At 68.3% G+C, this 12,593-nt stretch carries 9 protein-coding genes and 1 pseudogene; 9 read left to right on the top strand and 1 reads right to left on the bottom strand.

What is annotated here, in order from left to right; all coding sequences use genetic code 11:
* Positions 1-29: 29 nt before the first annotated feature.
* The 9 genes from uvrC to ppc all read left to right on the top strand — a co-directional run bounded on the left by uvrC (position 30) and on the right by ppc (position 11,533).
* A complete protein-coding gene (gene uvrC / locus QM774_RS04665) occupies positions 30-2,042 on the top strand; it encodes an excinuclease ABC subunit UvrC (protein WP_414974769.1) in 2,013 nt (670 codons plus the stop codon).
* On the top strand, positions 2,039-2,965 hold the full coding sequence (gene rapZ, locus QM774_RS04660) for an RNase adapter RapZ (protein WP_414974768.1): 927 nt from the start codon (positions 2,039-2,041) through the stop codon (positions 2,963-2,965). The genes uvrC and rapZ overlap by 4 nt, the downstream gene beginning before the upstream one ends.
* Complete coding sequence (locus tag QM774_RS04655; protein WP_414974767.1) at positions 2,962-3,966, top strand: gluconeogenesis factor YvcK family protein; 1,005 nt, start codon at positions 2,962-2,964, stop codon at positions 3,964-3,966. The genes rapZ and QM774_RS04655 overlap by 4 nt, the downstream gene beginning before the upstream one ends.
* 62 nt (positions 3,967-4,028) lie before the next feature.
* Positions 4,029-5,012: a DNA-binding protein WhiA gene (whiA, locus tag QM774_RS04650; protein WP_414974766.1), complete on the top strand. Its 984-nt coding sequence runs from the start codon at positions 4,029-4,031 to the stop codon at positions 5,010-5,012.
* Positions 5,013-5,209: 197 nt separating this feature from the next.
* A complete protein-coding gene (gene gap / locus QM774_RS04645; RefSeq protein ID WP_414974765.1) occupies positions 5,210-6,226 on the top strand; it encodes a type I glyceraldehyde-3-phosphate dehydrogenase in 1,017 nt (338 codons plus the stop codon).
* A 4-nt stretch (positions 6,227-6,230) separates the two neighbouring features.
* Positions 6,231-7,448, top strand: a complete 1,218-nt coding sequence (locus QM774_RS04640; RefSeq protein ID WP_414974764.1) for a phosphoglycerate kinase — start codon at positions 6,231-6,233, stop codon at positions 7,446-7,448.
* A complete protein-coding gene (gene tpiA / locus QM774_RS04635) occupies positions 7,448-8,236 on the top strand; it encodes a triose-phosphate isomerase (RefSeq protein ID WP_414974763.1) in 789 nt (262 codons plus the stop codon). Before QM774_RS04640 ends, tpiA begins: the two co-directional genes overlap by 1 nt.
* A gap of 143 nt (positions 8,237-8,379) precedes the next feature.
* Entirely contained in the window at positions 8,380-8,613 is a 234-nt protein-coding gene (gene secG / locus QM774_RS04630; protein WP_414974762.1) for a preprotein translocase subunit SecG, read from the top strand.
* Positions 8,614-8,671: 58 nt separating this feature from the next.
* Positions 8,672-11,533 (top strand): phosphoenolpyruvate carboxylase, encoded by a 2,862-nt coding sequence (ppc, locus tag QM774_RS04625; RefSeq protein ID WP_414974761.1) that lies wholly within the window; start codon positions 8,672-8,674, stop codon positions 11,531-11,533.
* Here ppc and QM774_RS04620 read toward each other — a convergent pair.
* A pseudogene (locus QM774_RS04620) lies at positions 11,530-12,496 on the bottom strand (IS481 family transposase). The gene ppc and the pseudogene QM774_RS04620 overlap by 4 nt on opposite strands.
* Between the last annotated feature and the right edge of the window lie 97 nt (positions 12,497-12,593).

Raw genomic sequence — 12,593 nt, 5'->3', positions numbered from 1 at the left:
TGTCGGACGAGACGACTAACCTGGACGTCGTGGCCGATCCGACGACATACCGCCCAGCCCCGGGCACCATTCCGACGGATCCCGGTGTGTACAAGTTCCGCGACGCGCACGGGCGCGTCATCTATGTCGGCAAGGCGAAGAACCTGCGGGCCCGCCTCTCGTCGTACTTCGCGGACCTGTTCACGCTGCACCCGCGCACCCGGCAGATGGTGACCACCGCCGCGTCGGTGGAATGGACGGTCGTCGGCACCGAGGTCGAAGCCCTTCAGCTCGAATACAACTGGATCAAGGAATTCGATCCGCGATTCAACGTCCGCTACCGGGACGACAAGAGCTATCCGATGCTCGCGGTCACCATGAACGAGGAGTACCCCCGTGTCTTCGTCTACCGCGGCGCCCGCAAGCCCGGCGTCCGGTACTTCGGGCCGTACTCGCACGCCTGGGCGATCCGCGAGACCGTCGACCTGCTGACCCGGGTCTTCCCGGTCCGGACCTGCTCCAACGGCGTCTTCCGGCGCAACGCGCAGATGGGCCGGCCGTGCCTGCTCGGCTACATCGACAAGTGCGCCGCACCCTGCATCGGCCGAGTGACCGCGGACGAGCATCGGGAGATCGCCGAAGACTTCTGCGACTTCCTGTCCGGCAAGACCGACAGTCTCGTCCGCCGTCTCGAGAAGGAGATGACGCAGGCCGCCGACGATCTCGACTTCGAACGCGCCGCCCGGCTCCGCGACGACGTGTCGGCGCTCAAGCGGGCCATGGAGAAGCAGGCCGTGGTTCTCGGCGACGGTACCGACGCCGACGTCATCGCGATGGTCGGCGACGAACTGGAGACCTCCGTCGCCGTCTTCCACGTGCGCGACGGCCGGGTTCGCGGCGAACGCGGCTGGGTGGTCGAGGTCCAGGAGAACGCGACCCTCGGTGAACAGGTCGGCACGTTCCTGCTGCAGTTCTACGGTGACGAATCCGAGATGAGCACCGGCGTCCCGCGCGAGGTCCTGGTGCCGGAACGGCCGGAGGACGCCGACCAGCTCGCCGCTTGGCTGAGTGACCGCCGCGGCAGCCGGGTGTCGTTGCGGATTCCGCAGCGCGGCGACAAACGCGCCCTGGCCGAGACCGTGGAACGCAACGCCGGCGAAGCCCTCACCCGGCACAAGCTCAAGCGGGCCGGTGACCTGACGACCCGGTCGGCCGCCCTCACCGAGCTGCAGGAGGCGCTCGGCATGGACGGCGCCCCGCTGAGGATCGAGTGCATCGACATCTCCCACGTGCAGGGCACCGACGTCGTGGCCTCCCTCGTCGTCTTCGAGGACGGCCTGCCGCGCAAGTCGGACTACCGCCACTACTCGATCAAGGAGGCCGCCGGCGACGGACGGTCCGACGACGTCGCGTCGATCGCGGAGGTGACGCGGCGCCGCTTTCTGCGGCACCGTGCCGACAGTGATCCGCGCACGCCCGATACGAGCGGGGGCGACCTCGCGCCGGAGGCGTCGATCGACCCCGGCACCGGACGGCCGCGCCGGTTCGCCTATCCGCCCAACCTGTTCGTGGTGGACGGGGGAGCCCCGCAGGCGCACGCGGCGGCCGCCGTCCTCGATGAACTCGGCGTGACCGACGTGGCGGTGGTGGGCCTGGCGAAGCGTCTCGAAGAGGTGTGGGTGCCCGGCGACGACGATCCGGTGATCCTGCCGCGCAACTCCGAAGCCCTGTTCCTGCTCCAGCGCGTCCGCGACGAAGCGCACCGCTTCGCGATCACCTTCCATCGGTCCAAGCGATCCAAGCGGATGACCGCGTCGGCGCTCGACGGCATCGCGGGACTCGGCGCCACCCGTCGCACCGCGCTCGTCACCCACTTCGGGTCGGTGGCACGACTGAAGGAGGCCGGGGTCGAACAGATCGCCGAGGTCCCCGGCATCGGTGCGGCGACGGCGCGCAGCGTCTACGAAGCGCTGCACGAGGCCGCCTCGGACGGCGGTGAACCGGCACCGGAAAGCACGACCGGCGAGACGGCGAGCACCACGACTGAGAGGATGTCCGGGTGAGCGAAACGCAGAACCCGCCCACCGAGAACGGTGGGGAGAGTCCTGGTACCACCGTGCTGTTCGTGACCGGTATGTCCGGCGCCGGCCGCACGTCGGTGGCCAACGTGCTCGAGGACGACGGCTGGTATGTCGCCGACAACGTGCCGGTGTCGGTGATCGCGCAGGCCGTCGACGGTGTCCGCAGCAGCGAACTCGGTGCTCAGAAGGTGGCCATGGTGGTCCGGGCCAACGGACCCGGATTCGCCGAGGAACTGGCCACTCTGCGTGCCGAACTGGCCGACGGGGGAGCCCACACCATCCTGCTGTTCGTGGACGCCTCGGACGCGGTCCTGGTCCGGCGGTTCGAACAGGTCCGTCGCCGCCATCCGCTGCAGGGCACCGGAACCCTGTCGGAGGGGATCGCCGCCGAACGCGACATGCTCGCCGGGGTGCAGGCCGACGCCGACACCGTCATCGACACGTCCGACCTGTCGGCGACCCGGCTGCGCTCGATCGTCGCGAACGCGTTCCCGTCCTCCGGCGGCAAACGGCTCTCCATCGCGGTGCAGTCGTTCGGCTTCAAGTACGGCGTGCCCATCGACTCCGACCTGATCGCCGACATGCGGTTCCTGCCGAACCCGTACTGGCTGCCCGAACTGCGCGAGTTCAACGGCCGGGACGCGAGTGTCCGCGACTACGTGCTCGGTCAGCCCGACGCCATCGAGTTCGTCCGGCGGTACGTCGAGATCGTCGACATCGTGGCGCGCGGCTACCTGCGCGAAGGCAAGGGCTACATGACGATCGGCGTCGGCTGCACCGGCGGCAAACACCGCAGCGTCGCGATGAGCGAGGAACTCGGCCGGCTTCTGGCCGCCGAGACCGACGGCGACGGCAACCCCCTCTACGACGTCGAGGTCAGCCACCGCGATCTGGGGCGCGAATGACCGCGCCGCAGCCCCGCGAGGGTCTGCGGGCCGTCGCACTGGGTGGAGGCCACGGGCTCTACAACACGCTGACCGCTCTGCGGTACCTCACGCCGGACGTGACCGCCGTCGTCACCGTCGCCGACGACGGCGGCTCGTCCGGCCGGCTGCGCGGCGAACTGGACCTCATCCCGCCGGGTGACCTCCGGATGGCGCTGTCCGCCCTCATGTCGGCCCCCGCCGCGATCGCCGAGCGTGAGGCCGTCGATCCGGCCGCCGCCCGTCGGCTGCGGTTCTGGGCCGAGGTCCTCCAGCATCGCTTCGGCGGCGCAGGCGCCCTCGCCGGCCACCCCGTCGGCAACCTGCTGCTCTCGGGTGTCGACGAGGTCACCGGGAACATCGTCACGTCCCTCGACCAGCTGGTGGAACTGTTCGGCGTCGACGGCCGGGTGCTGCCGATGGCGACCGTTCCGCTGGTCATCGAGGCCGACGTGACTGGGCTGGAGGAGGATCCGCGGGTCAACCGGGTGATCCGCGGTCAGGTGGCCGTCGCGACCACGCCGGGCGTGGTCCGCCGGGTCCGCGTCACCCCCGACGCCCCGGCCGCCTGCCCCGAAGCGGTCGCCGCGATCGAGGACGCCGACCTGGTGACCTTGGGTCCCGGATCCTGGTTCTCCAGCGTCATCCCGCACGTCCTGGTGCCGGGACAGCTCGAAGCACTGCGCCGCACCCGGGCCCGCAAGATGCTCTTCGTGAACCTGGTGGCCGAGCCGGGGGAGACCACCGGTTTCTCGGTCGAGCGCCATCTGCACGTTCTCGGTGCGCACGCGCCGTCACTGTCGATCGACGATGTGATCGTTGACGCATCTTCGGTACCTGCTGGACGAGAACGTGAACATCTGGAGCGCGCAGCGAATAAGCTCGGAGCTCGACTACAGGTCGCTGACCTCGCTGCACCCGGCAGTGCGGTACACGATCCGGTGAAGGCGGCGCAGACCGTCGACCGGCTACTGGCGAGCTGACGGCGCAGGCTAGTCTGGACCGCTGAACGAACCGGGGGAGAACGACTGTGGGGGAGGACCACGTGGCGATGACCGCCGCTGTGAAAGACGAGCTGAGCCGTCTTTCCGTCCCGCAGCTGAGCTGCCGCAAGGCCGAAGTGTCGGCGCTGCTGCGCTTCGCCGGCGGACTGCACATCGTCGCCGGCCGAGTGGTGGTCGAGGCCGAAGTCGACATGGGCAACGTCGCACGCCGTCTCCGCCAGGAGATCCACGACCTGTTCGGCTATCCCTCCGACGTCCATGCGCTGCGCAGTGGAGGACTCCGCAAGAGCGCCCGCTACATCGTCCGCGTCACCAAGGACGGCGAGGCGCTCGCCCGCCAGACCGGGCTGCTCGATCCCCGCGGCCGTCCGGTGCGGGGCCTGCCGGCACAGGTGGTCGGCGGCAGCCTCGGCGACTCCGAGGCCGCCTGGCGCGGGGCCTTCCTCGCCCACGGTTCGCTGACCGAGCCCGGCCGTTCGTCGTCACTGGAGGTGTCGTGCCCCGGACCGGAGGCCGCCCTCGCCCTGGTCGGTGCCGCCCGTCGGCTCGGCGTGGTCGCCAAGGCCCGGGAGGTCCGCGGCACCGACCGCGTGGTGATCCGCGACGGTGAGGCCATCGGCAACCTCCTCACCCGCATGGGCGCCCACGACACGCGTCTCGTCTGGGAGGAGCGGCGCATGCGCCGCGAGGTCCGGGCCACCGCGAACCGTCTCGCCAACTTCGACGACGCCAACCTGCGCCGTTCGGCCCGGGCCGCCGTGGCCGCGGCCGCCCGCGTCGAACGCGCCCTCGAAATCCTCGGCGACGAGGTGCCCGACCATCTCGTGGCGGCCGGCCGGCTCCGCGTCGAGCACCGGCAGGCGTCGCTGGAGGAACTCGGCCAGCTCGCCGACCCTCCGATGACCAAGGACGCCGTCGCCGGCCGTATCCGCCGGTTGCTGTCGATGGCCGACAAGAAGGCCCGCACCGAAGGCATCCCGGACACCGAATCCGCCGTCACGCCCGAACTCCTCGACGAGGCCTGATCCGGCGGCCGGCCGGGCCGCTGCCGGCGTCGTCGATCAGCCCAGCCGATCCACCGGGGTGCCGGAGGTGACGAATCCCACCGGATTCGGCGAACAGATGAGGACCACGTGCTGACCTTCGGCGCCGGTCCGTTTAGGCTGGAAGGCGTGGCCCGGCTCAACCCCGCCGGCAACTTCACCCTCGCTAAGGAGAAACAGTGACTGTTCGGGTAGGCGTCAACGGATTCGGCCGGATCGGCCGTAACTTCTTCCGTGCGGTCGAGGCGCAGAAGGCGCTCGGCACCACCGACATCGAGATCGTCGCGGTCAACGACCTGACCGACAACAACACTCTCGCTCACCTGCTGAAGTTCGACTCCATCCTGGGCCGCCTGCCCGAGGACGTCAGCGTGGACGGCGACGAGATCGTCGTCGGCGACAAGCGCATCAAGGCGCTGGAGATCAAGGAGGGCCCGGCGGCCATCCCGTGGGGCGATCTGGGCGTCGACGTGGTCGTCGAGTCGACCGGCATCTTCACCGCGCGCGACAAGGCGCAGGGTCACCTGGATGCCGGCGCCAAGAAGGTCATCATCTCGGCCCCGGCCACCGATGAGGACATCACCATCGTGATGGGCGTCAACGACGACAAGTACGACGGCAGCCAGAACATCATCTCGAACGCCTCCTGCACCACGAACTGCCTCGGTCCGTTCGCCAAGGTCCTGAACGACGAGTTCGGTATCAAGCAGGGCCTGATGACCACCGTGCACGCCTACACCCAGGACCAGAACCTGCAGGATGCGCCGCACAAGGACCTGCGTCGCGCTCGCGCCGCCGCCATCAACATCGTGCCGACCTCGACCGGTGCCGCCAAGGCCATTGGTCTGGTCCTCCCGGAGCTGAAGGGCAAGCTGGACGGCTACGCCCTGCGTGTGCCGATCCCCACCGGTTCGATCACCGACCTGACCGCGACCCTGAACAAGGCCGCGACCGTCGACGAGATCAACGCCGCCATGAAGGCCGCCGCCGAGGGACCGCTCAAGGGCATCCTGAAGTACTACGACCAGCCGATCGTCTCCTCGGACATCGTCACCGACCCGCACAGCTCGCTGTTCGACGCCGGCCTGACCAAGGTCATCGGCGATCAAGTGAAGGCCGTGTCCTGGTACGACAACGAGTGGGGCTACTCCAACCGTCTGGTCGACCTCATCGGTCTCGTCGGCAAGTCGCTCTGACCCCATGGCTGTACGCACTCTCGAAGACCTCCTCGGCGAAGGCGTCGAAGGCCGCGGCGTTCTGGTCCGATCGGATTTCAACGTTCCCCTCGAGAACGGCGAGATCACCGATCCGGGCCGCATCATCGCCAGCGTCCCCACACTGTCGAAGCTGATCGACGCCGGCGCGAAGGTGATCATCACCGCGCACCTCGGCCGCCCGAAGGGCGAGCCGGACCCGGCGCTGTCACTGGCGCCGGTCGCGGCCCGGCTGTCGCAGGAGTTGGGCCGCAACGTCCAGCTCGCCGGCGACGTCGTCGGCACCGATGCGCTGGCACGGGCCGAAGGCCTCACCGACGGCGACGTCCTCCTGCTGGAGAACATCCGGTTCGACCCGCGCGAGACCAGCAAGGACGACGCCGAGCGAGAGCAGCTCGCCACGGCGCTGGTCGAACTGGTCGGCGACGACGGCGCCTTCGTGTCCGACGGATTCGGTGTGGTCCACCGCAAGCAGGCGTCGGTCTACGACGTGGCGAAGCTGCTGCCGTCGTACGCCGGTGACCTGGTCGCCACCGAGGTGGACGTTCTGCAGAAGATCACCACCGATGTGACCCTGCCCTACGCCGTGGTGCTCGGCGGTTCGAAGGTCTCCGACAAGCTCGGCGTCATCGAAGCGCTCGCACCCAAGGTCGACACCCTGGTGATCGGCGGCGGCATGGCCTTCACCTTCATCAAGGCGCAGGGCAGTCCGGTCGGCGACTCGCTGCTGCAGGAGGACATGATCGACACCTGCAAGGACCTCCTGGACCGGTTCGGCGACGTGATCCACCTGCCGCACGACATCGTGGTGGCCGACAAGTTCGCCGCCGACGCCGACACGTCCGTGGCGTACACCCGCGACGGTTTCACCGAGGGCATGGGCCTGGACATCGGTCCGGGCACGGTCGAGCGCTTCTCCACGGTGCTGCGGGCCGCCAAGACGATCTTCTGGAACGGCCCGATGGGTGTGTTCGAGTTCGAGAAGTTCGCCGCCGGCACCCGTGGTGTGGCCGAGGCGATCGTCGACGCCACCAAAGACGGCGCCTACAGCGTCGTCGGCGGCGGCGATTCGGCGGCGGCGGTCCGCTCGTTCGGTCTGCCCGACGACGCGTTCTCGCACATCTCCACCGGTGGCGGCGCTTCGCTGGAGTACCTCGAAGGCAAGGAACTGCCGGGCCTGGCCGTTCTGGATCAGGGGAACTGATGGCGACCCGTAAGCCGCTGATCGCCGGCAACTGGAAGTGCAATCTGAACCACCTCGAGGCCATCGCCCTGGTGCAGAAGATCGCGTTCGCCCTGCCGGACAAGTACTTCGAGAAGGTCGACGTGACGGTGATCCCGCCGTTCACCGACATCCGTTCGGTGCAGACGATCGTCGACGGCGACAAGCTGCTGCTCACCTACGGTGCGCAGGATCTGTCCGAACACGACTCCGGCGCCTACACGGGTGAGATCAGTGGGGCCTTCCTGGCGAAGCTCGGCTGCACGTTCGTGGTGGTCGGCCACTCGGAACGTCGTTCGCTGCACGGCGAGACGAACGAGGTCGTCCTGGCGAAGACGAAGGCGGCTCTGCGCCACGACCTGACCCCGATCGTCTGCATCGGGGAGGGACTGGAGGTCCGTGAGGCCGGGGAGCACGTCGCCTACAACGTCGACCAGCTGAAGGCCTCGCTGGCCGGGCTGACGCCCGCCGAGATCGGCAAGGTCGTCGTGGCCTATGAACCGGTCTGGGCGATCGGCACCGGTCGTGTCGCCAGCGCTCAGGACGCGCAGGAGGTGTGTGCGGCCGTCCGCGGCGCACTCGCCGAGCTCGCCGACCAGGCCACCGCCGACTCGGTGCGAATCCTGTACGGCGGCAGCGTGAACGCCAAGAACGTCGGCGACATCGTCGGTCAGAACGATGTGGACGGCGCCCTCGTGGGCGGTGCCTCGCTGAAGGCTGACGAGTTCGCGCAGCTGTCGGCGATCGCCGCGGGCGGTCCGCTGCTCTGACCCGCCGGGTGCCGGGAGCCTGCGAGCGGGCCCGATAAGAGGCAGCCGGACGCCCATCGCGTAGACTGGGGCAGGTCGCCCGGACTTCCCCGGAAGTCGGGTGGCCTGCCACAGTTCATCTCACCGAACAGGACCGTCGACTCGTGACCATCGCGCTCTCCATCGGCTTGATCATCACCAGCGTGCTGCTGATCGTTCTGGTGCTGCTGCATCGTGCCAAGGGTGGCGGTCTGTCCTCGCTGTTCGGCGGCGGCGTCCAGTCCAGCCTCTCCGGTTCGTCGGTCGTGGAGAAGAACCTCGACCGCATCACGATCTTCACCGGCCTGCTCTGGCTGATCTTCATCATCGGCTACGGCCTCAAGATCAAGTACTCCTGATCTGATCGCGCGGTGGTTCGCCGCGCAGGATTCCCGCGGCGGCGCGATACTGGAGCCTATGGCTCCCGACTCGACTGCACCGACGACCACTGAACCCGCTCCGATCGATCGAGCGACCGTCGAGCAGGCGATCCACACGCCGATGATCGACCACATCAAGGTCGACGACTCCGGCCGCGCGGCCACCGAGCCGCTGCGCGAAGACATCCGGTTCCTCGGCGGTCTCCTCGGCGACATCATCCGTTCGCAGTCCGGTGAGGCCACCTTCGACCTGGTGGAGAACTCCCGTAAGGACGCGTTCGCGATCCGTTACTCCGAGAAGAGCCGCGACGAGCTCGCCCAGCGCTACCTCACCCCCTCGGTGCACGAGCTGATGCCGGTGATCCGGGCGTTCTCGAACTTCGCGCTGCTGGCCAACCTGGCCGAGGACCTGCATCGTGAACGCCGCCGGCGCGTGCACCTGCTGGCCGGCGATCCGCCGGTGCCGTCGAGTCTGGCGGCGACCTATCGGAAGCTCTCGGACGCGGACCTGCCCGGCGACGCGGTGGGGAGGGCTCTGGCCCATGGTGGTGCCGTTCCCGTCATCACCGCGCATCCCACCGAGACCCGCCGCCGCAGCGTCTTCGACGCCCAGAACCGCATCACCGAACTGATGCGGCTGCGCAGCCGCACCGAACTCACGCCCACCGAGCACGATCGCGTCGACCGCGAGATCTCGCAGCAGATCCTCATGCTGTGGCAGACAGCGCTCATCCGGTTGCGGCGGCTGACCATCGCCGATGAGATCAGCACCGGTCTGCGCTACTACGACGCCTCCTTCTTCGAGGTGATCCCGCAGCTGAACCGGGACGTCCGGGAAGCCCTCACGGCCGCCTATCCGTCGGCCGGCCTGTCGGGTCTGTCGATGGTGACGATGGGCTCGTGGATCGGCGGCGACCGTGACGGCAACCCGTTCGTCACCGGCGAGGTCGTGAGGGACGCGACGACGAGGGCCGCGTCCACCGCGGTGCGTCATCATCTCGACGAGGTCGTCATGCTGCGTCATGAACTGGCCATGTCGTCGCGACTCGTCAGCCCGATCACCGCGGATCTGCGGGCCTTGAGCGGTGTGGCCGCCGAGGACGACGACGAGCCGTTCCGGTCGGCGCTCGCGACGGTGCGTGCCCGGCTCGCCGCGACCGGACGGGAACTCCTGGGCGACGACTTCCTCACTCCGGAGGAGCGTGGCTGGGCCGCGGGCGCCGAGCCGTACCCCGATGCGGCGGGCTTCCTCGCCGACCTGGACGTGATCGATGCGGCGCTGCGGGCGGTGGCCGACGACACCGTCGCCGACAACCGGCTGGGTCGCCTGAGGGAGGCCGTGCGGACGTTCGGCTTCCATCTGTCGAGCCTGGACATGCGGCAGAACTCGGAGACGCACGAAGAGGTGATCAGTGAGCTCCTCGACTGGGCCGGCGTGTGCCCCGACTACACGGCGCTGACCGAGGATGAGCGGATCGAGGTGCTGACCGAAGAACTGCGGTCACGCCGGCCGTTGACCACGCCGGATGCCACGCTCAGCGACCTGGCCGCCAAGGAGCTCGGCGTGGTGCGGGCGGCGGCGGAGGCGACGGCGCGGTTCGGGCCGGCCGCCGTCCCCAACTACATCATCAGCATGTGCCAGTCGGTCTCGGACATGCTCGAGGCGCTGGTGCTGCTCAAGGAGGCCGGACTCTACGGCCTGGACGGCGACGACCGGCCGGCCTGCGGGGTCCGGGTGATCCCGCTGTTCGAGACGATCGAAGACCTGCAGGCGGGCGCCGGGATCATCACGGCCGCGTTGGCCGTGCCGGAGTACCGGGCCCTCGTCACCGCACAGCAGGGCACCCAGGAGGTGATGCTCGGATACTCGGACTCGAACAAGGACGGCGGCTATCTGGCGGCGAACTGGGCGCTCTACCGCGCCGAACTCGACCTGGTGGCGGCCGCCCGGGAGGCCGACATCCGTCTGCGCCTGTTCCACGGTCGTGGCGGCACCGTCGGTCGCGGCGGCGGCCCCAGCTACGAAGCGATCCTGGCGCAGCCGCCGGGCGCCGTGCAGGGTGCCCTCCGGCTCACCGAACAGGGTGAGGTGATCGCCGCCAAGTACGCCGAACCGGTGAGTGCCCGGCGGAACCTGGAGACCCTGGTGTCGGCCACCCTGGAGTCGACGCTTCTGGACACCGAGGGCCTCGACGGCGACTCGGAGGAGGCGTACAGCGTCCTCGACGAACTCGCGGCGCTGGCCCGTGAGGCGTACAGCGATCTGGTGCACCGGACCCCGGGATTCGTGGAGTACTTCACCCAGTCGACCCCGCTCTCGGAGATCGGTGCCCTCAACATCGGCAGCCGCCCCACGTCCCGCAAGCAGACCACCGCGATCTCGGACCTGCGGGCGATCCCGTGGGTGCTCTCGTGGACGCAGTGCCGTGTGATGCTTCCCGGCTGGTACGGCACCGGCAGTGCGATCGAACGGTGGGTCAACGGCGACGCCTCCCGCCTGGAACGGCTCTCCGACTACTACCGGCGCTGGCCGTTCTTCCAGTCGGTGATGTCCAACATGGCGCAGGTGCTCGCCAAGTCGGACATGGGACTGGCCGAGCGGTACAGCGAGCTGGTGCCCGACGAGGCGCTCCGGGACCGCGTGTTCACGAAGATCGTCGACGAGCACATCCGGACCCTGGACATGTACGCGAAGATCACCGGCACCGACGACCTGCTGGTCGACAACGCGGCACTCAAGCGTTCGGTCTACAACCGGTTCCCGTATCTCGAGCCGCTGAATCTCATGCAGGTGGAGTTGCTCAAACGGTTCCGCGCGGGAGAGGACACCCCGGAGATCCGTCGCGCCATCCAGCTCACGATGAACGGTCTCGCGACCGCGCTGCGCAACAGCGGCTAGCTGTTCTTCCCCGTGAGGTTGGGAACGCGGTCGGCGGGGACTTGGCCTCCGATGCCGGTATGGGGTCGGTGATGATTGTAGTGATGAAGCCAGTCGACGTAGGTTGCTGCGCGGGCTTCCTCGCTTGAGTAGATGTGGGCGTAGGCCCATTCGGTGGCCAGTGTGCGGTTGAATCGTTCGACTTTGCCGTTAGTTTGCGGCCGGTACGGGCGCGTGTACCGGTGCGTGGTCTTCTCGCCGAGGGTTTTGTTGAACAGTGTCGAGCGGTAGCAGGAACCGTTGTCGGTCATCACCGCGGTCACGATGATCCCGTTGGCGGCGAAGAACGTCTTGGCCCGTAGCCAGAATCCGGCGGCGGTCTCTTTGCGTTCGTCGTCGAGGATCTCGCTGTAAGCCAGCCGGGAATGGTCATCGACCGCGTGGTGCAAGAACGCGTACCCGCGGCCCTTCCTACCGTTGTTGCGGTTGCCGATCGTGCGCCCGAGCATGCGATGACCACCACCATCAGGGATCCTGCCGAGTTTCTTGATGTCGACGTGCACGAGCTGACCGGGCTCATCGACCTCATACCGGTGTGGTGCAGGCTTGCGTACGGCCAACCCGGTCGCCTGGTCCAGGTGCGCCAGCAGCGGCATTCTGGTAGCGGGCCAGGACCCGCCCGACGGTCGAACGGGCGATCTGCAGGTGATAGGCGATCCGGTGTGGACCCCAGCGGCGAGTGAACCGCAACCCGATGATCCGGCGTTCGAGCCTGCGGGAGATTCGTTGCGGACAGCGCCGCGGACGCGATGATCGATCAGTCAGTGGCAGGCCGGCCCGATACCGATCAGCCCATCGCTTAGCAGTCGATGGTGAGCACTGGAATCGTTCAGCAGCTCGCCGCAACGGCCAACCGTCCTCGACGATCAGAACAGCAAGACGACGACGCCCCTCGGGGGTCAAGGGTGCATTAGCGTGAGTCACGAAGGCCTCCGTGGTGTGGAACTGAGTTGTGGTAACCCAAATCCTGCCCGGAGGCCTTCGCCTACCTCACACGTTCACAACGTCCCGGGGAAGAACA

The sequence above is a fragment of the Gordonia sp. (in: high G+C Gram-positive bacteria) genome, from assembly GCF_047600565.1.
GTDB lineage: Bacteria > Actinomycetota > Actinomycetes > Mycobacteriales > Mycobacteriaceae > Gordonia.
Note: the sequence above shows the minus strand (reverse complement) of the source record. Positions and strands in the feature narration are given on the sequence as shown.

Bases quoted from the DNA above. Each gene is read 5' to 3' on its own strand.
- QM774_RS04655 (WP_414974767.1), top strand. From the start codon at position 2,962: ATGACCGCGCCGCAGCCCCGCGAGGGTCTGCGGGCCGTCGCACTGGGT.
- QM774_RS04640 (WP_414974764.1), top strand. From the start codon at position 6,231: ATGGCTGTACGCACTCTCGAAGACCTCCTCGGCGAAGGCGTCGAAGGC.
- tpiA (WP_414974763.1), top strand. From the start codon at position 7,448: ATGGCGACCCGTAAGCCGCTGATCGCCGGCAACTGGAAGTGCAATCTG.
- ppc (WP_414974761.1), top strand. From the start codon at position 8,672: ATGGCTCCCGACTCGACTGCACCGACGACCACTGAACCCGCTCCGATC.